This window comes from Bradyrhizobium sp. PRIMUS42 (genome assembly GCF_023006515.1).
Lineage (GTDB): Bacteria > Pseudomonadota > Alphaproteobacteria > Rhizobiales > Xanthobacteraceae > Bradyrhizobium.
Map to the genome: position 1 here is coordinate 1 of NZ_JALBGZ010000034.1, position 22,338 is coordinate 22,338.

The following is a 22,338-nucleotide window of genomic DNA, read 5'->3' on the forward strand; positions in this document are numbered from 1 at the left end:
CGAAATTCAGTGCACTGGCCTTGCCGTCGCTGGTCGCAAACGAGCGCAGCTCATGGCCGAGCTGAACGGTGTGGCCACGTTCCTGCAAAAACTTCACCGCCGGCTCGATCATGATGGCGCTGATGCCGAAATTGACGAAGGCGTTGAGCGTGATCGCGGCGACGACGAGGCCAAAGGTGCTCCGGGGGATCGCCGGCGGCGGCGGCGACTTGACCGGCCCGCCAGCATCATTCCCGGCGATTTTCCGGCGCGGTGCGAGCGCATAGAGCGGCAGGCTGACGAGGAGCATCATCGCGGCATAGACGAGGCACGTCCCGCGCCAGCCGAGGTGACCGCTCAGGAACGAGGTCGTCGGCCAGAAGATGCTGCTGGACAGGCCCGTCACCAGCATCAAGGCTCCGATCGCGTTCTTGGCCTGCCGCCCGGCGATCTCGTTCAGCATGATATAGGCGCCGGTGGAGAGCGTGGCGCTGCCGGCGATTCCGAGGACGATCCAGGCGGCGAAATAAAGCATCGGCTCGCGCGCAAGGGACAGAAGAATGAATCCGGGCACGGTCACGACCGTGCCGACCATCATCACCGTCTGTGCGCCATGCCGTGCAAATGATTTGGCGAGCCACGGGGCGCACAGGCCCATCGAGACATAGAGAACGGACGTCCCCGCGAACACCGCCGGCAGGCTCATGCCGAGATCGGCGGCGAGATCGCGCCCGACGATGGCGGGAAGCCCGATCGTGCCCCATCCGACCAACTGCGTGATGGCGAGCACCAGCAGGACCCCGATCAGCCTGCTGTCAGATTTCAAGAACCGCATTCCAAACGTTCGCCTGCCCGGCCGGCGCAGATCGCGCCGGTGGGCCTGTCTTAGCCGGGGACTCAGCCCACGGGAACGCCGACCGCCGAATGGCAGAAGGCAACCAGGAGCATGTCAGGCACACGTCAGGCGCGGGATGATCGTCTCTACCCTGCCATCCCGAGCAGGGAGCGCGCCTCTGCCGCAGTCGCGACGCGCCGTCCGTGGCGCGCGACAGCCTCGCAGGCGATGCTCACGAGCTCCGCATTGCTGGCGGCGAGGCGCGTCTTGTCGACCCTGATATTGTCCTCGAGCCCGGTACGAACCGCATCGGCGCCCCGCGCCAGCGCCCAGCCCATGACTTCGGCCTGATGACGTCCGATCCCGGCCGCGGTCCACGTCGCGTTCGGGATCAGCCGCCTCAGCTCTGCCAACAGGATGTCGAGGACTTGTTCGTCCGCGGGCATCGCGTTCTTGACGCCCATAACGAACTGCACGTGCGGACGGGCGTCGATCAGCCTCGCCTCGATCAGACGCCGAGCACCATGCAGATGCGACAGATCGAAGATCTCGATCTCCGGACGAATGCCATTTGCCTTCATGCCGGTGGCAAGGGTTTCGACCAGAGCGGCGCTGTTCTCGTAGACGATGGTCGGAAAATTCACCGAACCTGTGGACAACGAGGCCATATCCGGCTTGAGATAGAGCGACGATCCACGCGCCGAGGGATCGCGCCCTCGCCCACCGGTCGAGAACTGCACGATCATGTCAGGACAATGCTTCCTGATCCCCTCCTGCACCAGCGCGAAGCGCTCCGGGTCGGAGGACGGTGTCTCGTCATCGTTGCGAACATGGATATGCGCAAGGGTGGCCCCGGCCTCGAAGGCCTCGTGCGTCGACTCGATCTGCTCGGCCGGCAAGATTGGCACCGCGGGATTGTCCTTCTTGCGCGGAACAGAGCCGGTAATAGCAACAGCAACGACAGCGGGGTTCATCCTGCATCCTCATGATGATCGCGCTCGAGCGCACAAAGTTCGAAACGAAAGTCACATAACGCCTGGAAACCGGCCGCTGCAACCATCATCGATCGCAGCGGCGTTCCCCTCGTCAGGTCGCAATTGCGGCCGCACCACCCGCCGCTTCCGCACGCTGGCGCTCGTAGTCGGCCCGCGCCATCGGAACGGCCTTGGGATCACCGAGATCGTCGATGCTGATCCGATAGGTTTCGCGGGCCGTGACAGCCGCCAGCGCGGCGATGACCGTGATGCCGAAGGCGATTGCCCCCACCGTCAGGGGGATGTTGGCCGAGCCGGGCGGCGCCACGGTCGCAAACAAGGCCGGAAGCAAGGCGGTAATGGTCGTTCCGATGTTCTGCGAGATCGCCATCGCCGACACGCGTGTGCGCGTCGGGAACAGCTCCGGGTAGAAGCTCGGGAAGATCGCGTTGTAGCCCTGATAGACGACGCCCCACATCAAAAGCGAGAGCAGGATCGCAAGCGGTACGCTCCGGATGCTGATGGCGTAGAGATAGCCGAACGCGAGCAAGCCGGAGAGCAGCGCGCCGACGATGATCGGCGGTTTTCGCCCGACCTTGTCGGAGAGATGGCCGACGAACGGAATGACGAAGACGGCCAGCATGTTTCCGAGCACCGGTATCCAGAGATAGACGTCCTTGGCAAAGCCGATGCCATAGGCCGGCTGCACCGCGTAGGCCGCACCGAAGATGGTCGCCACGACAGGAATGACGTTCATCAGCGCCATGCAGATGACCCTGAGCATGTCGGGCCAGCTCAGCTTGATCGCCTGGATGACGGGCGCCCGCGGCGTTTCTCCCCGCTCGCCCTCCCGCGCAAACGCAGGTGTCTCATCGACCTCGCGGCGAATGATGTAGCCCGCGACGATGACGAAGAAGCTGAGGAGGAAGGGAATCCGCCAGCCCCAGCTGTTGAAGGCATCGGTCGGCATGTAGGCCGCCAGCGGCAGGAAGACGGCTGCTGCTAGAATCTGCCCGGCCTGCACGCCCTGGAGCGCAAAACTTGCATAGAAGCCGCGCCGGCCGAACGGCGCGTGCTCCAGGATCATCGAGCTCGCGCCGGAGATTTCACCGGCAACAGCAAATCCCTGCACCAGGCGCAGGATGACGAGCAAAACTGGCGCGAGGATGCCGACCTGCTGATAGGTCGGCAGGATGCCCACGGCCATCGTGGAGAAGCCCATCAAGAACATGCAGACGATGAGAACGGTCTTGCGACCGTGGGTGTCGCCCCAATGTCCGAGCACAAAGGCGCCGATCGGGCGGGCCACATAGCCGACGCCATAGGTTGCCAATGAAGCGACGATGGCGACCGTAGGATTGTCCGAGGGGAAGAAGATTTGCGGGAAGATCAGCGACGCGGCAGTCGCGTAGATGAAGAAGTCATAATATTCGAGAGCCGACCCGATCCAGCCGCTTGCGGCAGCCTTCCTGGATTGACTCATGACATGGATCGCGCGCGTCGAAGCCATCAGAAAAATTCCTCCCGATCTTGTTTGTTGACGTCCCGTTGGCGGGCTTCGTCGGACAATTAGCAATTCCCGGACGCTCTGCGGAGCTCCGCGAGCGCTTGGCACTGCCGGTGGTGTCTTGAGTGAGGACGACAATAGGCTTTCGCCGGGCTAACACAATTACCCAGTTATGAGATAAACCTAACATGATGTTATGGACTACTCGGACCCGCGGCGACTATGCCCGCAACCCGCAGCAGACACGAAGCTGCGCGGCCTTGCTTCTGGGCCGGGCGCTCGCTTCCGCGGATTAATTGCGCATCCGCTCGCTGATGGCGGGCGTCATCTTCAGCGATGGCGTCGAAGCCGACCGGCTCGATTTCAATGCAGGTGCCGAGGTTGTCGGGATTGCAGAGCGGCGCGGGCGGTTGATCGTCTGATCATGTGAACGGCCGAGCCGCATCAGGCCGTATGGCCGGGATCGACGTGCTTCGGTGTCTTCTTGTCGCGTTGTGGCGTCATCTTGGCAGGGTCCGGCGCACCGGGGACCCCACGAGGACCCAGCTGCTCGCGCTGGATGTCGTCCTCGGAGCGGGCTGGCTCGACGCCGTTCGGCTCACGGGGCTTGGTCATCGCGGCCTCGTTTTCTCGCATGCCGTTCCGCGGCCAGTCGCCCTACACACCGGGCGCATTGTCGCCGGCTTCGCGGCCGGGCACGCTGACATGGACTTCATGCCCCTCACGAAGCGCGAGGGATGCTGCGGCGACAGCCGATTCGAATGCGGCTTCCTTGGTGGCGTATTTGCTCCTGACGTCGCCGTCGTGCAGCACGCCCCATTCGTCCTGCACCGGAACGATGGCATATTGAGCAAGGCCCATAGTCGAACTCCTGGCTTGGCTTTCAAAGGAACGTTTGCCTGATAACGCGCCGGCGGGCTTAACGTTGCGTCAGCTGCGGATGGACCGCGCTTACCCGCCACACCGTGTTGCCGACATCGTCTGCGACCAGCAAGGCGCCTGATTTGTCGATGGCGACGCCGACGGGACGGCCACGCGCCTTGTTGTCGCTGTTCAGGAAGCCCGTCACGACGTCCTGCGCCGGTCCGCTCGGCTTGCCGTCCGTGAACGGCACGAACACCACCTTGTAGCCGTTGAGCACCTGCCTGTTCCAACTGCCATGCTCGCCGACGAAGGCGCCGCCGCGATAAGCGACCGGCAGGCTGGAGCCGGTGTTGAAAACCATCCCGAGCGGCGCGACATGCGAGCTCAGGGCATAATCCGGCACGATCGCCTTGGCGACGAGATCCGGCCGCTGCGGCTTGACGCGGGGATCGACGTGCTGGCCGTAATAGCTGTAGGGCCAGCCGTAGAAGCCGCCGTCCTTCACCGAGGTCATGTAGTCAGGGACGAGATCGGGACCGAGCTCGTCGCGCTCGTTCACCACCGTCCACAGCGCGCCGGTCTGCGGCTCGAAGCTGAGCCCGTTCGGATTGCGCAGGCCGCTTGCGAACACGCGCCAGCGGCCGCTGGCGCGATCGACCTCGAGGATCGCGGCGCGGTTGTGCTCGGCCTCCATGCCGTTCTCGGTGATGTTGCTGTTGGAGCCGACGCCGGCATAGAGCTTCGAGGCGTCGGGGCTGGCGACCAGGCTCTTGGTCCAGTGATGGTTGATCGGCCCGCCCGGCAGCGGCGTCAGCACCGTGCCCGGCGCGGTGATCTTGGTATCACCTTCCGTGTAGGGATATTTGACGATGGCGTCGGTGTTCGCGACGTAGAGATCGTTGCCGACCAGCGCAATGCCAAACGGCGAGTTGAGATGGTCGAGGAAGACGCTTTGCGTCTCCGGCACGCCGTCGCCATTGCCGTCACGCAGCAGCGTGAGGCGGTTGCCCGGCCCGGTGTCGTCGCCGCCTGATGTCGCCCAGGACTCGATATATCCCATGACGATCTCCTTGGGCCGCTTGATCGCGCCCCCCTTCGGGGCCTTGGATTCCGCCACCAGCACATCGCCATTGGGCAGCACGTAGATGAAACGCGGATGCTGCAGGCCGGTCGCAAAGGCCTTGACCTGCAGGCCCTGCGCCACGGTCGGCGTCTCGTCCTTCTTCCAGCCGACGATGCGGGCGATGTGGACCGGCGGCAGCAGATATTGCTGGATGTCAGGGAGAACAGGGTTGGCGCCCACTTGCGCCTTCGGATCGCCGCTGCCGTCATTGCAGCCGGCAAGACACAGCAGCGAGGAGCACAACAGCGCGCGGGCAATCGAGAACGTCATCGCGCAACTCCCACGCCGTGGCGATAGACCATGGCCCAGCCGAGCCAGCCGGTGACGGGCAGGATCAGCACCGTGATCACGGACAGAACGAGCCCCGTCGGCCACACCGAGGTCCAGGCATCGCGGGTATGGATCAGCGCGTTGACGGTCGCGAGGACCAGCACCACGGCATTGCCGATGAAATGCGGCCAGGCCGGCGTCTGCGCCCGCACCAGCCGGTTGCCGAGGAAATCGGTCAGGCCCGCGATCGCCGCCAGCACGCCGAAGACGACGCCGACGAGCAGCAGCCAGGCGGAAAAATCCGCCCACATGATCTCGGCGCTGGCGACATAGGCGATGTCGGTCAGCAGCGCCCCGACGAAGCACGCGATCGGTATCGGCACCAGCATCGGATGAATGGGATGACCCGCGATCTGCGCGGTGGTGCGCACGCGCACGTCTTGCTGCACGGACTTGCCTCTTGCCAAGGGCCCTTTCCCCTATGGCAAAACTCGACCTCGTTGCGAAGGTTCCTCAGCTCCCTGGGCCGCAGGCAGCGCTGCAGCTGGGCTTTCGCGCGGAACTAACAAGCACGAGTGGCCATGAGTTCGATCACCGATCATCTTCCCGGCGTGAAGGTCAGCGGGCAGCCTCAGGGCGGCGCGGTCGACCGTGCGCGGAAGGAACGCGAGCAGCGAGAAAATAGCCTTCGGCAGGCCGCGCTCGTCCGGGCGGCAATCAGGCTGCACTCCAGAAAATTGCGCAAATTCCCAGAACAAGGGTCTGAGCCGCAGCCGCTCCAAACGACCAGATCTTGATCGTCGTGGCCAAGCGCATCAAATTGAATGTCCTATCGCTCACATCCTGACGCGACATGACGTATGCGATTAAAGCATCTTCCACGAGATCACTGAAGATATAGACAGCCGGCAAGATGCAGACCCCGATACAATACGGCCACCACTCGACCGGCTGAGGCCATATCAGCGCCGACACCAGCCATATAGAACCCAGTATGAAAAACCCTCCGACGAGGGAAATATACACGACGTCCAATGGCATGATGAGATAGGCATAGGGCTTCCGGAATGGACCGTTGTCGGGCGACCTGAGCCACTTCTCGAGCGATTTTCGGGTCAGGGCGTTGCCCGTCGACGGAATGTGTCCAGGACGCTCGAGGAAGCGAGCGCTCACATCGGCGCCGAGTTTGCTGGAAAACATGGCTACGATGAACGGCCAGATGATTGCCGCGGCGGCCAGAGTGATAGCGCGCATCGTTCCCTCCCGAAATTCACATAGAACAGCCGGCGCCTTTCAGCGGCGCGGCCGGTTGATCAAGGCATTCGACATTTGAGAATTTGGCTGGCAATCGCTGCGCCGAGCTCCGCACCTGGCGATGCGCTTGAAATCGTCGGAAAAATATCGCTCCAGGCCCAAGGGCTGTGAGGCGACGATGGTGTCGTCATCATCCTCCGGCCGACCGACGCAGGCCTGCCGCAGCATGGCGGTCGTAAGACCCTTGGCGCCCGTGAAATTGGCCCGACTGACAGTGGCACCACACAGATTGGCCCCCGTTAGATCCGCGCGCCTGAAATCGGCACCCCCCAGAGCAGCGTTCTCGAAGTTGACACCGCGGAGATCGGCGTAGCGCAAATCGGTGATGAAGCAGCGATAAGTTTGCCATACGTCCAGCTTGGGAAGCGAGCTGTCTTTCGCCTTCTTCGACTCCGGTGCCGGATCGGTTTCATCGAACCCAATGCTCTCGGCGGTGAACCGCGACGTCACGCGATCCTTTGTCCACCATTTCGAAGTGGCCGGGGAGCCCGGGATGTCCCAATCCGCAAGGCTCGCGCCGCCAAGATCCGCCCCAAAGAGATTGGCGTGCCGAAGACTGACCCGACGCAGTTGGGCTTGCGTCATGACCGAGCACGAAAGGTCGAGCCAACTGAGATCGAAATTGTCTAATCCAAGATTGGCGAGATTCAAGGGCTTGCCGCCGGCACACGACCTGCCGGTGGAGGAAAGGCGGAGTCTTGCCAACGCAGCGCCGCCGAGTTGCTGGATGGCGGCCTGAGCGGCGGGTGGCGGCTCTTCGCGGCGCTCGACGATCGGCCGTTCCCGGGTGGGATCCCCTGCATCGCAGGTACCGGACACCCGCATCCGGTTGCCCTTCGTATGATCGATGACGACGCTCTCCAGAACCGTGACGGCCTGCTGCCTGAGAGTTGGACTCTCCGAGACGAGGTTGGCGATCCGCTGCGCCGCAATCTGCGCGTAAGGCTTGTCGCCAGCCTCAACCAGGCTACGGGTCGCCTCAGCGAACTGCTGGCTCTGCTCGTGATCCAGACGAAGCCTGTAATCTGCATTCCACTGATTGCTCGTGAGCCAGAGTTGGACGGCGCCTGCAATGAAGGTTGCAACAAGCCCGAGCCCGGTCAGGACCTGGTAGGATGTCTGCCGCAGGCGGTCCTGCACCTCAAGCTGCTTGATCTGATCGGCGTCGAAGTGAAGCGGAACCTGTGCACGGGGCGCCGCCCACCAGAACCAGAGAAATGCGCCGAGCAGGAAAGTCGCGATGAAGATGAGAGGCACGATCAGGAAGAACATGACGACGCTCCGCTCGCGGTTACCCGACTCTTTGCAGCCCCTGCCGGATCAATGCCGTCGCCAGTTGCGGCGCCATAGACTCGGCGTTCCAGTCCATGACGGCGACGCCGCCATTCGGTGCAACCAGATGCTTAAGGGCCGACACGAGGTTGCGAGGAGCGTAGGTCGCGTCAGCGCCGCCGATCCTGACGGGCAGGCCCAGGCGCTCGATGGCGCTGACGTGGATCGCCTCTCCGATCGGCTTCGCGTGTCGGTCGAAGCATACGTTCCGTTCGAACGGCCTGGGTGCGACCGGCACCGGCAGATTTCCGATCGACCGGTAGACATATGGCAGGAGCCGATACAGCCCGCGACGCGGTTCGTGCTGAGGCGCCACGATGCAACCATGCTGAACCAGGGGGGGTGCCGGGTCCAACGGGAAGTCGTCGCCGGCAATGTCACGAACGCGCTTGATCATCCAGTCCAGGGTGATGTCGTCGAGCCGATGCGGTCCCGAGCGATCATAGCCGCCGCCGACGTCAGCATGAGCCCCCGCGAACCAGACCTGCTCCACGTTCGCAGGCCGCGCGGTGAAGGGCAGCCGCCGCCAAAGGGTGGCTTCAAATGCCTCGCGGTGCTCGTCGATAGCCAGCGCCTGCAGGCTGTGCTCGCAGATCTCCGATAGGCCGACGTCATGAAAGCCGTACAGGTCGCGATTCTCCCTCCAGAACGCATTCAAGGGAATCCCCAGGGCACCCACGGTGTCGAACACACCGAGCACCTTCACCGGCACACTCCTCGGGCCTGACGAGATCCTCCTCAGTCGGATCTCGTCACGGGGAAGGCGATTTGCCGGATGCGTGCGGTAATATGCCCACAGCAGCGACAGAGCCTTCGCGTCGAATTTGTTGCGGTGGACCAGACCGACGGCCGCCAGACATCCTACTAACGAACGGGCAGTGTAGGAGCCCCGCGAAAAGCCGAAGATGTAGATCTCGTCGTCCTGGTTATAGTGCTGAGCCAGAAAGGTGTAGGCACGGAGAACGTTGTCCGACAGGCCAAGTCCGAGGGCGCCGCCGCTGAACCGGTCCAGGAAGCCACTCGTTCCAACTCCTCGCGCATAGAGGATGACGTTCTCAAGGCCGCCCTGCTTGCCTCCTGTCAGCACGAATGTCTGCTGGCGCACCGCGCCGGAGCTGGTGACATCGCTCGTAGCGCGAGATTTCGCGTTGGAGAGATGCTCCGCAATTCTCTGCCGGAGACGAACTATGTTGGTATCGGCGCCGCCATCATCGGCATCGTTCCACGTGCCGTCCAGCAGCAATATGATCCGCTTCGCCACCCCAGCCCCCCGGCCTGCACCGACAGAACACGCGATCAATCAAGCGATCGTACCCGCCCGCCAGCAACTTGAGGATGCTACACTTGCCCGGACGATGTCCAGCAGGTTCGCCGACACGCCTTTCCGAGGGCCGCTGTTTTGCGTAGCCCTTGGGTAGGCCGGAAACCGAACCAACGAGGATCGCCCCGCCCTTTGTCAGCCGTGGGAACCCGAAAAAACTCGGAAAGATGTGAAGCGGCTCACATCACCGGGGCGAATTAAAGCTTACTCCGTCCTGGCGGATGCAACTCCGGATGGAGATGTCGGATGAAACGCATTATGCTTTCGCTCGTCTCGGCTCTGCTCGTCATCAGTGCGGCCAGCAGCATGCTCAGATCGCACGCACTTTTTCGCTCTGCACAGAGCGGCATGCCAAACATTCAAGAACTGCAAACAGGCCAGGCGGGCACGCTGCCGGAGCAGCAGATCGAAGACCGGTCCGTCCTGTTCGCCAGAGAGCGGACGCAATAGAGCATACCGAACCAACCTGTATCAGCCGTTCTTTTCATTCAGCCGCAGCGGGCGCCCGTTGCGGCTTTTGATCGTTCGGTCCAGTTCGCGCCATCTGCTCGTCGAGCCAAAGCCTGTGATGTTCGCGCGCCCAGTTGAGGTCGACCTCACCCGAGCCCATGGCCTCGAAGGCTCCCTCCATCCCGATCGTGCCGATGTAAACATGCGCGATCATTGCGGCCACGAACAGTACAGCCACCACGGAGTGGATGATCTGGGCCATCTGCATGCCTTCGATGCCACTCATGTAGAACGGGAACATCAGCGCGTATCCCGTTGCGGCAACGAGGCCGCCGCCGATCACGACGATCCAGTAGATCATCTTCTGGCCGGCATTGAAGCGATTGGCCGGCGGATGATCATGCCCGACAATGCCTCCTCCCCGCTTGATCCAGGCAACGTCCACCTTGTTCGGGATATTTCCCGCGATCCACATCAGGAAGATCAGGATGACGCCGATGGTGAACGGGAAGCTCAGATAGTTGTGGGCATACTTCGCCCATTGCGACCACTCGGAGAAGGCTTCAAACCCCATCAGAGGCAATAGCAGCGGCCGCCCGAAGGTGATGTTCAGACCCGAGATGGCGAGGATGATGAAGCAGGTGGCCGTCATCCAATGCACGAAACGCTCAAAAACGGTGAAGCGCACGATCGTGCGTCCCGATCGCCCGCTTTCGAGCCGCACCATGCCACGGGTGAGATAGAAGATCACGAGCACAGCCAACATGCCGACAATCGCAACGCCACCGATCCAGCGCAGCGTGACATTGCGAAACTCCCGCCACTCGCGCCCCTGCGGTTGCTCGAGCACGCCCGACCTCTGATCCGGAATGCTGACACGGCCCTGGATCCGGTTGAGTTCCTGCAGCAGTTGCTGCTCCTTGACAGAGCTCGCGGTCGGGTTCACCTGCTGGGCACTCGCAGGAACCGCCGTGAGCACCAGAAGCAGCGCACATACACCAAACAGCAAGCTTGCAAATCTTCCAAATGACGCCATCTGCGCCTCCCGTATCGCGTCCTTCTGCCGTCCGCGTCAGGACTCGATCGTCTCGCGATACGCGGTCTTCCAGCCCCACGCGCCGGAGCCGTAACCGCGCTTCATCACGCGTTCCTTGTAAATCTGAGCAATGATCTCTCCGTCGCCGGCGAGCAGCGACTTGGTCGAGCACATCTCGGCACACAGCGGCAGCTTGCCCTCCGCCAGCCGGTTCGCGCCGTATTTCTCGTATTCCTCCTTGCTGCCGTCGGCCTCGGGGCCGCCGGCGCAGTAGGTGCATTTGTCCATCTTGCCGCGCGAGCCGAAGTTGCCGACCTTGGGATATTGCGGCGCGCCGAAAGGACAGGCGTAGAAGCAATAGCCGCAGCCGATGCAGAGGTCCTTGGAGTGCAGCACCACGCCGTCGGCGGTGGTGTAGAAGCAGTTGACGGGGCACACGGCCGCGCAGGGCGCGTCGGTACAGTGCATGCAGGCCATCGAGATCGAGCGCTCGCCGGGCTTGCCGTCATTGATGGTGACCACGCGGCGCCTGTTGATACCCCAGGGCACCTCATGCTCGTTCTTGCAGGCGGTGACGCAGGCATTGCATTCGATGCAACGGTCGGCGTCGCAGAGGAATTTCATACGTGCCATCGTCGTTGCTCCCTATACCGCCGCGATCTGGCAAAGCGTGACCTTGGGCTCCTGCATGCCCGTCGCGGGATCATATCCGTAGGTCGTGATGGTGTTGGCGCTTTCGCCGAGCACGATCGGATCGGTCCCCTTCGGGTAGGCGCTGCGAAGATCCTTGCCTCCCAGCCAGCCGCCGAAATGGAAGGGCATCCAGGCGACGCCCTTGCCGACACGCTCGGTGACGAGCGCCTTCATCCGCGCCCTGGAATTGTTCTCGGCACCCGTGACCCAGACCCAGCCGCCGTCCTTGACGCCGCGATCAGCGGCATCGGCCGGATTGATCTCGATGAACATGTCCTGCTGAAGCTCGGCAAGCCACGGATTGGTGCGCGTCTCCTCGCCGCCGCCCTCGTACTCGACCAGACGGCCCGAGGAAAGGATGAGCGGGAACTGCTTGGCGATCCCCTTCTCCACGGCTGCCTTCTGCACCGAGAAGCCGATGTTGGGCATGCGGAACTGCTTGGCATCGGGCAGCGTCGGATATTTCTCGACGAGGTCGACACGTGGCGTGTAGATCGGCTCGCGATGGACCGGAATCGGATCAGGCAGGCCGAAGGCGTTCATCCGCGCCTTGCCGTTGCCATACGGCACGCAACCGTGTTTGAGCGCGACCCGGTGGATGCCGCCTGAGAGATCGAGCGACCACGACACCGAATCCGGATTGGCCGGATTGACCTTCATGATCGTCGCCATTTCGGCTTCGGTCAGATCCGTGTCCCAGCCAAGCTTCTTCAGGCTCGCCAAGGTGAATTCGGGATAGCCGTCCTGGATCTCGGAATCCTTGGAGTAGGATTTGTCGGCCAGCAGGCTGACCTTGCGCGTGGTGCCGTCGGGCAGCTTCTCCTCGCGCTCGATGCCGAAGCGCGGCCGGAACGTGCCGCCGCCGTCCATCACCGCGAGATTGGTGTTGTAGAGCAACGGCGTGCCGGGATGCCGGACTTCCGGCGAGCCCCAGCACGGCCACGGCAGGCCGTAATAATCGCCGCCGACCTCGGGATCGTCTTTGGGCGCACGCATCGTCAGCATGTCGAACTTGGCCTGGTTCTTCATGTGCGCCTTGAGCCGCTCGGGCGATTGCCCGCAATAGCCCGTCGACCAGCTGCCGCGGTTCATCTCGCGCAGCACATCTTCCGCTTCAGGCAGATTGTTCTCGACCTTGATTTTCTTGAACATCTGGTCAGCGAAGCCGAGCTTCCTGGCCATCAGGTAGATGACCTCGAGGTCGTCCTTCGATTCGAAGATCGGTTTGACGATCTGCTCGCCCCATTGCAGTGAGCGGTTCGAAGCGACGCGCGATCCCTTGCACTCGAATTGCGTGGCCACCGGAAGAATGTAGACACCCTCCTTGCGCCCGGCTTCGACCGCCAGCGATGCCCAGGTCGTCGGATGCGGATCGGCAATGACAAGCAGGTCAAGCGCCTTCAGGCCTTTGAGAGACTCCGGAATGCGCGTGATGCTATTGCTGGCGTGTCCCTGAACGAACACCGCCCGCACATTGTCCTTCTGAGCGACCTGCTCCTTCGGCAACGTCACCGCCTCGAACCAGCGGGTGAGCGGAATGCCGGGAGTTTCCATGATCTGCTTGGAATCGAAGCGCGACTTCAAGAACTCGTAGTCAACGTCCCAGACCCGCGACCAATGCTTCCACGCTCCCTCGGCGAGGCCGTAGTAGAATGGCAGTGTCACGATATCGAGCCCAACGTCGGTCGCGCCCTGCACATTGTCGTGGCCGCGGAAGATGTTGGCGCCCATGCCCGGTCCACCGACATTGCCGGTCAAGAGCAGCAGGATGCAACTCGCCCGCACATTGGCGGTGCCGACGGTCTTCTGGGTCTGCCCCATGGCCCAGATCAGCGTCGACGGCTTCTCGGTCGCGAACAACTTGGCGACCCGCTTGAGCTGTTCGCCGGGAATGCCGGTGACACGCTCGACCTCTTGCGGATTCCATTTCTCCACTTCCTTGCGGAGATCGTCGAAGCCGTAGACGCGCTGCCTGATGAATTCCTTGTCCTCCCAGCCGTTCTGGAGAATGTGCCACATCATGCCGTAGAGCACCGGAATGTCGGTGCCCGGACGCATCCGCACGTATTCCGTCGCGTGCGCAGCGGTGCGCGTCATGCGCGGGTCGATGACGATGAAGTTGGCCTTTTGCAGCTCCTTGCCCTCGAGCAGATGCTGCAGCGAAACCGGATGCGCCTCGGCCGGATTGCCGCCCATGATCATCTGGGTCTTGGCATTGCGGATATCGTTGTAGCTGTTGGTCATCGCGCCGTAGCCCCAGGTGTTGGCGACGCCGGTGACGGTGGTCGAATGACAGATACGTGCCTGATGGTCGGTGTTGTTGGTGCCCCAGAACGCCCCGAGCTTGCGGAACAGATATGAGCCTTCATTGGTCATCTTGGCCGATCCGAGCCAATAAACGGAATCGGGTCCCGACTTTTCGCGAACCTCGAGGATCTTGTCGCCGATCTCGTTGATCGCGGTCTCCCAGGAGACGCGCGTCCATTGCCCGTTCACGAGCTTCATCGGATAGCGCAACCGCCGCTCGCTATGCACCAGCTCGCGTACGGAAGCACCCTTCGCGCAATGCGATCCGCGATTGATGGGGGACTCCCAGGTCGGCTCCTGGCCGATCCAGACCCCGTTCAACACTTCCGCTGTCACCGTACAACCGACCGAACAATGCGTGCAGATGCTTTTCTTCACGGTGGCACCGGCGGCCAGCGGACCGGCCACGGCGGCCTCCGCCTTGCGCACGCCGGAAACCGGCATGGAGCCGAGTGCCGCGAGCGTGCCAGCCGCAAGACCGGACCTTTGCAGGAAGGCGCGGCGATCGAGACCGCGGGTCTGACTTGCCAGGGTGTCCGCGACCGAACCACGGCGCTCGGATCCGGAATGCTGATCTGTTCGCTTGATAAGCACGGCAGCCTCCCTCAGGCGGGATAGCGGTTGACGCGGTAATAGGCCTTCACGTGATCGGTTTCCTTGTAGCGCGCCTTGCGCTTCTCATCGCTGTTCTCGCTGTCGGCTTGCGCAGAGCCGACGAGCGGCGTCGCCAGCGTGGCGCCAGCGCCTACCGTGCCGATGCCAACCTTGCGGAGAAAGTCGCGCCGTCCAACGATCGCTTTTTTTTCATCGCTCATCGCATCTCTCCCGGACCACCCTTGGCTTAGTCACTTGGCTTGGTCACTTGGCGAACGAAAATCCTCGTCTCTCGATTTCGATAAACAGGCGGCCGAGCGTGCCGACCGTGCGATAGAACCTTGCGCTCGCCGCGTGTTCCATGTCCGCAAACAGACGTCCCATCCAGGATGAAACGTGTTTATCGAACAGCGCACGCTGCGCAGCGAACGGCGCTTCCAAGCGGCCGTCAGCCATTCCGGCCATGATTTCGCAGAGGATGGCGGCATGATCCTCGGGTTCGGTATTGCCCTCGGCGCGCGCGATGCCGAGCGCCGAGAGATCGGTTCGCAAACGTGACAGCGGCCGTTCGTTGAGGAAGCCGGTCAAATAGTAGGAGGCGTAAGGCAGCAACTCGCCGCGGCCGAGGCCGACGAAGAGGTCGAAATATTCGCGCTCAACCTGAGCTGCGCTCGCGCGCGAAGCGGCTTCCGCCAAGCCGGCGTGAGCCTGACCGAGCGGGGTCACATCTCCGCTCAAACCGGCAAGCCGGTCGAGCAGGCTCTTCGACGGCGCCGCCGCGAGCAAGACGGCGAGAAGGCCATATTCCTGCGCCCGCGCGATATCGATCGGATCGATGCTGTCTCGCGCTACCGTGCGCTCGTGATGTTGATCAGGATAGAGATCAGGCCGCAGCTCGGCGCGGGGAACGCCCGTTGCCGCTTCCACCGCCATTACCCGCTGGGCGGGTATCTTGCTCCAGTTCGAAACCGAGGGCTGGCTGATGCTTATTTTGCGCGCAAGGTGGGCCACGCCGCCTGCGGCGTTAATGGCACGATCAAGCCCGGCGTCACGCATAGGGACCTCCTTGCACGAGACCCGAGTGACTGATTTTGCTTGCGTAACAAAGCGCTAGCGAAGCGTAGACCTGGTTCCGCAGGCGGTCAATTGCCGACCCATAGGTTAAGGCTATAGCCTTTGGTCGCAACCCTAGCGAGGCAGGGCACCGCCGTGTGTGCGGCGCCGAACAGTGCTGGCTTCCATCGTCGGTTGCGATGCAGCGGAAGTCGCGATCTCCGTGAGGACAGCTTCATCAGGCTTCTCTGTAAGCACGGCGGAGTGCACAACATCCGCGTTCGGAACATCCGAGAACTCCTGCAACTGCGTCGGCACGTCAGCCTGCGCCTCTGCGGCGTTACGCAGGCCGCCGACGATCCGGTCGACCCAGGCGCTCAGCTCAGCCTGCGAGCAATCGAGCGGTCCGAACCCCGGCATGGCAGTCGGATCGTTGAAGTCCCAGGCGTTCTCGGCTAGTCCCACGAAATCGCGGATCGCCGGATCGGCCGTCCAGGCGCGGCGAAGAGCCAGATGCATCAAGTCCTGCGGAACACCTTTGCGCAGGAACGCGGTGATGTCGGTCCCCGCCGCGATCGCATCGATCGACGGCAAGCTGGCGAGATCCACCTCCGGTTCGGCCTCGGCCGCCGGAGATGGTCCCGCGGCTTCATCGGCCGGCCCGGCTATTTCCGCTGGCGGAGCATTCGGTTTTGACCCGCGCTTAAGGCGCGACCAACGTGCGAGAAACTCTTCCTCAGTCATTCATGCCCGCCTTCATCCTGCCGACGCGCCAGGGCCTCCGGATCGGCGCGCCGTCGCTCGCGTTTGACGAACTCTCTCTCGACGTGGTGTTCGGCAACGAAGCATTCAATCACCTCGCGGACCACCTCGGGCATCGGCACGGCTTCAACCAGATTGTCAGCGGCCTCGGTAAACCCCTCTCCTTCCGCGGGATCAGCGGTCGCGGCGGCGATGCCATAAGGCCAGTCTCCCTCGGATGGGCTCAAGACCACCCAGATGCTCGGCGTTCCGGAGGCAATATTGTCGCGGTAACGCGCGGTTTCCGACACGTACAGGTCAACCGTTGCGCTGCCGGCATAAAACAAGGTGTTGCCCTCCTGCTCGCGCAAGATTGTCCAGGGCTTCGTATTCGGTTCGTCCGGCAACACGGCGGCGCTCCGCCAGATGAAATCTACCCAAGGCGACTCCGCCTTGCGCCGTTCGACGACGATGCCGACGGGGATACGCAGGATTGGCAGGGCAGCGCTCATGAGATGGTCTCCAGGCGCCTGATCGGGAGTCCCGTCAGCAGATTCTGCGGTTTCATGCGGAGCTTCTGATCCGCTGTCGTCGCCAGGATCAGATAGACCGGCTCGCCCTGCAAGGTCTCCATGGCGAGCCGAGAATCCGCAAAGGTCAGGCGAAACAGCGAAAGCACGCGCCCTGCGCTGGGCTCGTCAAGTTCCTCGCCGTGCCAAAGCCGATCGCCCAGCTTGGTGGCGTCAGCGTCCAACCCGATATACCAGGTCAGCTTCACCTCGCATCGTTCCGTCAGCGGTTCAATGGCAACATCGATCCCGAGCAGATGGGAGACCCAGCGTGTCATGGCCTGCGCCAGCGCGCGCGCCCCTCGCCCACCCGCGGTGAGATCGAGGGCCATATCGAACTGGTCGCTGCGGTCCCAATAGCTCTCGGCATTGTCCTCGCTCAAAACGTCGAGCTGCGCGTCCGTCTTGGTGCCCAGCATCGAGATCAGCGACAAGATAGGCGTCGGGCTGCGACCGCCGACGACCTCTTCATCGCCAAGCAGCAACGCCTGTTCATGCGGTAGGATGCGCTGCGGCCGAAAAAACAGCTCGGCGGCGCGCAGCACGAACGGATCGTCGGTGTCATCAAGCGCATTGCGCAAGATCACGTGCACGAGCTGATCGATGAACAGCGGCGGCAGCTCGCTTGACCGCGAGCGCAGGGCCGCGAGATACGCAGCTTCGAGCGTCGGGTGCCGCAACACGAGATCGCGAAACCCCAGTACCAAGCGCCAGTTCTCCCGCGCGTCCTCATCGGCGATCGCAGCGACCTCGTCGGCTACGACCACCCGGCGCGGATCTGCAAGCATCTCACGATGCAGTCTTCGTTCGACCGGACACGCGTCCTTCGGGGGCATCAGCTCGGGGCGGACAAAATAAGCCTTCAGGAATTCGTCGGTGACGCAAAGCCCGCCGCTCTCGTCGCGATCGAGCAGATGATGGCCGCATGCGATCCAGAAATCACTCATCCTCGACTTCCATGAACGAGAATGCCTTGCCATGCCGCTGCCCTTCCCGCAGTTGCAGCTTGCGGAAGACCTCGTGGACTTCGCCGTCGCGCCCCGAGCGGTGGACCGCAATCAGCGAGCTGATCGGATGCGTGCAGAGCGACTGCGCAAACGTGACTTCCTCTTCCGCAGCGGTCCTCGCAATTGCCATGTCCGGTGCGCCGAAGAGATCCACGAGTTGGCTGGCAAGCAGTTCGATCAGCGCCTGGCAATCATCCTCAGTCGCCGGAACAATCTGCGCCAGCGTCGACCACCCCCAGGAGCGCACGCCGAGAAAGCCGCTGCGGAAGGCGGCCCGCGCCTTTCCGCTCAGTTTCGCCGGATCCTGATCGCAGAAGCGGAAGGCGCCCGAGACCGCCCATTCGCCTGAGATTGCCGGCGCGTCGAACACGAAGGTGTCGGAGGCATCGAGCGCGATGGTGCGCAGAAGTTTCACCGCCTTTTTCACGACCGGGGCCCTCCGAGCTTTGGATCGAGCCAGGATGGCGTGGCGAGCGCTTTCACGAGGTCTGCCCGCTCGGTCGTGTCACGACCGATGCGGCGCGTGAGCAGATCACCGCGATCGTCGATGCGTCGAACCGCCTGCCGCTCGCGAGGGATGCGGTTGAGATATTCGCGCGCGACGCTGTCAAATCCATCGACCTGCCAGCTATCGGTCGCCCGCATCAGGTGCCGCGCAAAGCTCTCGGTCACCTGCACCGCGCCGGCCTCGCCAAACCCTTCCTCATCAAGGGCCGAGGCGAGCGGATGAACTCCTGGATCGTGATCGTTCATCATGACTGTCCGGAGCATGGCCCCGAAGACGAGCCAGTCCGGCGGCTCATCCTCGTCCGCGGACGCGGGCCACCCCAGCCGTCCCCCGCCGACCAGCCCGCCGTCAATCCTCACCGCATCAGGCCAATCGATCGCAACCGCCTTGGTCGGCGGCGCATAGGCACGCAGGGCGTCCGTCAGGGCGACCATGCCGGCGTAGAAGGCGCGGCGCGCGGTGATCAGCGGCTCGGCCGGCTCCAGCACCACCGCGAACTCGGCCAGATCAAACCGTCCGACATAGACTAGCGTGCCGGCACCGCTTTCGGGTGCAATGCGGCATGCATGAGCAAAGGCATCTCCGCTCTCGCGCAACCGGACCAAAGTAAAGGGTGGCGGCAATTGGATCGGTTCCGCCATGGAAGCGTGGCTGGTTGGGATCGACCGCAGGCCGTCCTCCACTTTCCCTTTTTTCCCAATTGACAATATTTATACGAGGCAAAGGATGAGCGCGAGCCCACCATTCGTCGCCTTCTCGGGAGGGATGAACCTGGAGCAGCCAGCGAAGACCATCCTGATTTGCTCGTGCGAAGACACGATGCGGCTCGATACGGCTGCCATCAAGCGCGGATGCGGTAATAGCGACATCAAGAGCTTTCGTCACTTGTGCGGCGCCGAGCTCGACCACTTTCGCGCAGGCGCAAAGGCAGCGGGCCCGCTGACCGTTGCCTGCACGTATCGGCAATCCTTGTTTGCGGAGGAAGCCGGCGAGCGTTGCGCGCCCATCGCTTTCGCGAACATTCGCGAGACGGCAGGCTGGTCGACCGAAGGCGCGCAAGCGGGCCCCAAAATGGCGGCGCTGCTCGCAGCGAGCGCCGTGCAGGCACCCGATTATCCGCTGGTCACGCTTGCGAGCGACGGGGTCATCCTGATCTATGGCCGGGATCAGACGGCGATCGAAGCCGGGCGGCTACTTTCGGATCATCTCGATGTGACGGTCATGTTGAGGGAGCCTGGCGAGACCATATCGCCTTTGGCAACGCCCTTCCCGGTCGTGAAGGGAACGATCCGGAACGCCAGAGGACATTTTGGCGGTTTCGAGCTCACGATCGACGAATACGCTCGTCCGCGTCCCTCCTCGCGCGATCACTACGTCTTTGAACCTCCACGCAGCGGCGCCACCTCGCATTGCGACATCGTCCTTGACCTATCGGGAGAGAGACCGCTGTTTCCGGCGCATGACCTGCGCGACGGTTACCTGCGGGCCGACCCAAAGGACCCGGGCGCCATGCTCCGCGCCGTCCTGAGCGCGCGCGATCTCGTCGGACGTTTCGACAAGCCAAAATATATCGAATTCACGCCCCACCTTTGCGCCCATTCGCGCTCGAACCTGACCGGCTGCCATCGCTGTCTCGATTTATGTCCCACGAGTGCGATCACACCGGCTGGTGATCACGTCGCCATCAATGCGGAAATTTGCGCCGGCTGCGGCCAATGTGCCGCCGCCTGTCCGACCGGCGCGGCGTCCTACGCGTTGCCGCCTGCGGACACCCAGCTTCAGACCATCCGCGCCATGCTGCTCGCCTACGACCGGGCCGGCGGATCGAACCCGGTCCTGTTGCTGCACGAGGGCCAGCATGGCACGCCGCTGATCGACGCGCTCGCCCGTCACGGCGATGGTCTGCCTGCGCAAGTCATCCCTCTTGCCGTCAATGAGGTGACGCAGGTTGGGATTGAGGCTGTCATCGGTGCTTTTGCCTACGGAGCAGCCGCGTTCCGGTTTTTGCTCCGCGGCAAGCCGCGGCATGACGTGACCGGGCTGAGGCAAACAATCGACATGGCAGTGACCATCCTTGCCGGCCTCGGATTTGAAGGGCGCCGGGTGGCTGCGATCGAAACCGACGATCCGGATGCCTTGCTGGAGCAGTTGCGAGGCATCGAGAGACTTGCTGCGGTGAAGCCCCCGGCGACGTTCAAGACAATCGGCAAGCGGCGCGACCTGCTTCGCTTCGCGCTCGGCGAACTGCATCGCCTTGCGCCGAAGCCGGTTGACGTCATCGCCCTGCCCCAGGGCGCTCCGATTGGCGCGGTGAACGTTGATACCGGGGGATGCACGCTGTGCCTGTCCTGCGTTTCCGTCTGCCCGACCGGCGCGCTCCGCGACGATCCTGACCGCCCGGTGCTCAAGTTCGTCGAAGATGCCTGTGTGCAATGCGGCCTCTGCCAGAGCACTTGTCCCGAGAGGGTCATTACGCTGAAGCCCCAGATCAATTTCCACGCCGGCCGCGCGCCCGCGATTGTGATCAAGGAGGAAGAGCCTGCGCTTTGCGTCCGCTGCGGCACGGCGTTCGGCGTGAAGAGCACGATTGACCGCATCGCGGCCAAGCTCGAGGGCCGGCATTGGATGTATCCGGCCGGCGACAAGCGCCTCGACGCCATCAGGATGTGCGCGGATTGCCGCGTGATCGTGATGAGTGAACAGCAGTTCGATCCGTTCGAGGGCGTGCCGGAACGCGAGCCGCCCCGAACCACTGATGATTATTTGCGCCGGCCGGACACCAAGACCTGAGCGCGAACGCCCGCTCGGTGGGGTTGGAGCCCTCACCTATTGCGAGGTCGCCCGGGCCAGGAAGTCGGTCAATGCGCGGCGGTCTTCTGCCGATCCGATGCGCTGCTCCGGCATCTTCGTTCCCGGCGTGTAGGCGTTGGGCCCGACTTCAAACAGCTTTGCGACGGTCTCGGGGGTCCAGACGATATCCATCGTCTTGAGCGCCTCGGAAAACCGATAGCCGGGGAGCGAGGCGATTTTCCGGCCGAACAATCCGGCAAGCGTCGGCCCCGCACGTTGCGCCTCCTTGGCCGACAGCGTGTGACAGGCAACGCAGGCGCGAAAGATTTCGGCGCCATGATCGCCCGCATAGGCGGCCAGCGGACCCGAAGATGTCCCGAGCAGGTTTGAACCGACCGGCTCACCGCTCTGCAGATTCCAACGCCGGATCTTTCCGTCCGCACCTCCGGTCACGATCGTTGCTGCATCATGTAGGAAGACGACAGACCAGACCGGGAAGCTGGGCCCCACGAGTGTCCTCAACACACTCCGGGACTTACGCTCCACAATGGCAACCGTGCCGCCGATGCCTGCGGCGGCGATCAGCGTCCCATCGTCTGAAAGCGCCAAGCCGACGATCGGTGCCGAGCCTGCGGCCACCTCGCCGACCGGCTTTCCGTCCGTCGTCAGCATGCGCAGCTTGCCGTCCGCCCCTGCCGCGACGATCTCGCCATCGGGCGCGATGGCGACCGCGTTCAATGGCGCCGGCAGTTCCACCGTTTCAGGTCGGCCTTCCGGCAAGCGCCAGATACACAAAGCACGATCGTAGCCGACGCTCACGAGGGACATGCCGTCCGGAGCGAAGGCCACACCGTTCACATTCTGCGTGTGGCCTTGAAACACGCGGGACGCACCATCGGCCAGGGACCAGAGCCGCACGCTGTGGTCCCACGACGCCGAGGCGAGCGTCGATCCGTCCGGCGCCACGGCGAGTGCCACGACCGGACCGCTATGTCCTTCCAGGACTTGATCGGGCTGCTGGCGGCCTGCCGTCCAGACCGCAAGCCGAGCGTCGGCCCCCGCGGTGATCAT

The 22,338-nt window shown here is 63.2% G+C and carries 23 protein-coding genes and 1 pseudogene; 3 read left to right on the plus strand and 21 right to left on the minus strand.

Going from position 1 to position 22,338, the window contains the following annotated elements; genetic code table 11:
* The 3 genes from MOV75_RS05790 to MOV75_RS05800 all read right to left on the minus strand — a co-directional run.
* On the minus strand, nt 1-814 hold an 814-nt coding region (locus tag MOV75_RS05790; RefSeq protein ID WP_247005222.1), incomplete at its 3' end, for an MFS transporter.
* Nucleotides 815-960: 146 nt separating this feature from the next.
* Nucleotides 961-1,788, minus strand: a complete 828-nt coding sequence (locus tag MOV75_RS05795; RefSeq protein ID WP_246918563.1) for a 3-keto-5-aminohexanoate cleavage protein — start codon at nt 1,786-1,788, stop codon at nt 961-963.
* A 112-nt stretch (nt 1,789-1,900) separates the two neighbouring features.
* Complete coding sequence (locus tag MOV75_RS05800; RefSeq protein ID WP_246918561.1) at nt 1,901-3,298, minus strand: MFS transporter; 1,398 nt, start codon at nt 3,296-3,298, stop codon at nt 1,901-1,903.
* A 284-nt stretch (nt 3,299-3,582) separates the two neighbouring features.
* Here MOV75_RS05800 and MOV75_RS42430 point away from each other — a divergent pair.
* A pseudogene (locus tag MOV75_RS42430) lies at nt 3,583-3,717 on the plus strand (sugar kinase); the annotation flags it as partial.
* Between the two features lie 22 nt (nt 3,718-3,739).
* On the opposite strand, the gene MOV75_RS05805 reads toward MOV75_RS42430, so the two are convergent.
* The 7 genes from MOV75_RS05805 to MOV75_RS05835 all read right to left on the minus strand — a co-directional run bounded on the left by MOV75_RS05805 (nt 3,740) and on the right by MOV75_RS05835 (nt 9,459).
* Nucleotides 3,740-3,910, minus strand: a complete 171-nt coding sequence (locus tag MOV75_RS05805; protein WP_246918548.1) for a hypothetical protein — start codon at nt 3,908-3,910, stop codon at nt 3,740-3,742.
* 42 nt (nt 3,911-3,952) lie between these two features.
* Nucleotides 3,953-4,156: a hypothetical protein gene (locus MOV75_RS05810; RefSeq protein ID WP_246918522.1), complete on the minus strand. Its 204-nt coding sequence runs from the start codon at nt 4,154-4,156 to the stop codon at nt 3,953-3,955.
* 58 nt (nt 4,157-4,214) lie between these two features.
* Nucleotides 4,215-5,552: a sorbosone dehydrogenase family protein gene (locus MOV75_RS05815; RefSeq protein ID WP_246918513.1), complete on the minus strand. Its 1,338-nt coding sequence runs from the start codon at nt 5,550-5,552 to the stop codon at nt 4,215-4,217.
* A complete protein-coding gene (locus MOV75_RS05820) occupies nt 5,549-6,001 on the minus strand; it encodes a DUF2231 domain-containing protein (RefSeq protein ID WP_246918510.1) in 453 nt (150 codons plus the stop codon). Before MOV75_RS05820 ends, MOV75_RS05815 begins: the two co-directional genes overlap by 4 nt.
* A 268-nt stretch (nt 6,002-6,269) precedes the next feature.
* Entirely contained in the window at nt 6,270-6,806 is a 537-nt protein-coding gene (locus tag MOV75_RS05825) for a hypothetical protein (protein ID WP_246918507.1), read from the minus strand.
* A gap of 39 nt (nt 6,807-6,845) precedes the next feature.
* Nucleotides 6,846-8,138, minus strand: coding sequence for a pentapeptide repeat-containing protein (locus tag MOV75_RS05830; protein WP_246918505.1), 1,293 nt, complete (start codon nt 8,136-8,138; stop codon nt 6,846-6,848).
* A gap of 19 nt (nt 8,139-8,157) precedes the next feature.
* Nucleotides 8,158-9,459 (minus strand): DUF2235 domain-containing protein, encoded by a 1,302-nt coding sequence (locus MOV75_RS05835; RefSeq protein WP_246918502.1) that lies wholly within the window; start codon nt 9,457-9,459, stop codon nt 8,158-8,160.
* A 306-nt stretch (nt 9,460-9,765) separates the two neighbouring features.
* Between MOV75_RS05835 and MOV75_RS05840 the strand changes: the two genes are divergently transcribed.
* Nucleotides 9,766-9,969: a hypothetical protein gene (locus MOV75_RS05840; RefSeq protein WP_246918499.1), complete on the plus strand. Its 204-nt coding sequence runs from the start codon at nt 9,766-9,768 to the stop codon at nt 9,967-9,969.
* 34 nt (nt 9,970-10,003) lie between these two features.
* On the opposite strand, the gene MOV75_RS05845 is transcribed toward MOV75_RS05840, so the two are convergent.
* The 10 genes from MOV75_RS05845 to MOV75_RS05890 all read right to left on the minus strand — a co-directional run bounded on the left by MOV75_RS05845 (nt 10,004) and on the right by MOV75_RS05890 (nt 19,118).
* Nucleotides 10,004-11,005 (minus strand): formate dehydrogenase subunit gamma, encoded by a 1,002-nt coding sequence (locus MOV75_RS05845; protein ID WP_246918497.1) that lies wholly within the window; start codon nt 11,003-11,005, stop codon nt 10,004-10,006.
* A gap of 36 nt (nt 11,006-11,041) precedes the next feature.
* On the minus strand, nt 11,042-11,638 hold the full coding sequence (gene fdh3B / locus MOV75_RS05850) for a formate dehydrogenase FDH3 subunit beta (RefSeq protein ID WP_007592757.1): 597 nt from the start codon (nt 11,636-11,638) through the stop codon (nt 11,042-11,044).
* 12 nt (nt 11,639-11,650) lie between these two features.
* A complete protein-coding gene (locus MOV75_RS05855) occupies nt 11,651-14,599 on the minus strand; it encodes a formate dehydrogenase subunit alpha (RefSeq protein ID WP_246918434.1) in 2,949 nt (982 codons plus the stop codon).
* Nucleotides 14,600-14,610: 11 nt separating this feature from the next.
* On the minus strand, nt 14,611-14,820 hold the full coding sequence (locus tag MOV75_RS05860) for a twin-arginine translocation signal domain-containing protein (RefSeq protein WP_246918431.1): 210 nt from the start codon (nt 14,818-14,820) through the stop codon (nt 14,611-14,613).
* A 43-nt stretch (nt 14,821-14,863) separates the two neighbouring features.
* On the minus strand, nt 14,864-15,655 hold the full coding sequence (locus tag MOV75_RS05865; protein WP_246918417.1) for a molecular chaperone TorD family protein: 792 nt from the start codon (nt 15,653-15,655) through the stop codon (nt 14,864-14,866).
* 132 nt (nt 15,656-15,787) lie between these two features.
* Complete coding sequence (locus MOV75_RS05870; protein WP_246918413.1) at nt 15,788-16,396, minus strand: DUF3306 domain-containing protein; 609 nt, start codon at nt 16,394-16,396, stop codon at nt 15,788-15,790.
* Nucleotides 16,393-16,905 (minus strand): DUF3305 domain-containing protein, encoded by a 513-nt coding sequence (locus MOV75_RS05875; RefSeq protein WP_246918411.1) that lies wholly within the window; start codon nt 16,903-16,905, stop codon nt 16,393-16,395. The genes MOV75_RS05870 and MOV75_RS05875 overlap by 4 nt, the downstream gene beginning before the upstream one ends.
* A complete protein-coding gene (locus tag MOV75_RS05880) occupies nt 16,902-17,909 on the minus strand; it encodes a DUF6352 family protein (protein ID WP_246918408.1) in 1,008 nt (335 codons plus the stop codon). The genes MOV75_RS05875 and MOV75_RS05880 overlap by 4 nt, the downstream gene beginning before the upstream one ends.
* Complete coding sequence (locus tag MOV75_RS05885; RefSeq protein ID WP_246918653.1) at nt 17,902-18,384, minus strand: DUF6505 family protein; 483 nt, start codon at nt 18,382-18,384, stop codon at nt 17,902-17,904. The genes MOV75_RS05880 and MOV75_RS05885 overlap by 8 nt, the downstream gene beginning before the upstream one ends.
* An 8-nt stretch (nt 18,385-18,392) precedes the next feature.
* Nucleotides 18,393-19,118: a biotin/lipoate--protein ligase family protein gene (locus MOV75_RS05890; protein WP_246918395.1), complete on the minus strand. Its 726-nt coding sequence runs from the start codon at nt 19,116-19,118 to the stop codon at nt 18,393-18,395.
* Between the two features lie 178 nt (nt 19,119-19,296).
* Between MOV75_RS05890 and MOV75_RS05895 the strand changes: the two genes are divergently transcribed.
* Nucleotides 19,297-21,267: a 4Fe-4S binding protein gene (locus tag MOV75_RS05895; RefSeq protein ID WP_246918648.1), complete on the plus strand. Its 1,971-nt coding sequence runs from the start codon at nt 19,297-19,299 to the stop codon at nt 21,265-21,267.
* 36 nt (nt 21,268-21,303) lie between these two features.
* On the opposite strand, the gene MOV75_RS05900 is transcribed toward MOV75_RS05895, so the two are convergent.
* A partial coding sequence (locus tag MOV75_RS05900; protein ID WP_247005223.1) for a c-type cytochrome occupies nt 21,304-22,338 on the minus strand: 1,035 nt, incomplete at its 5' end.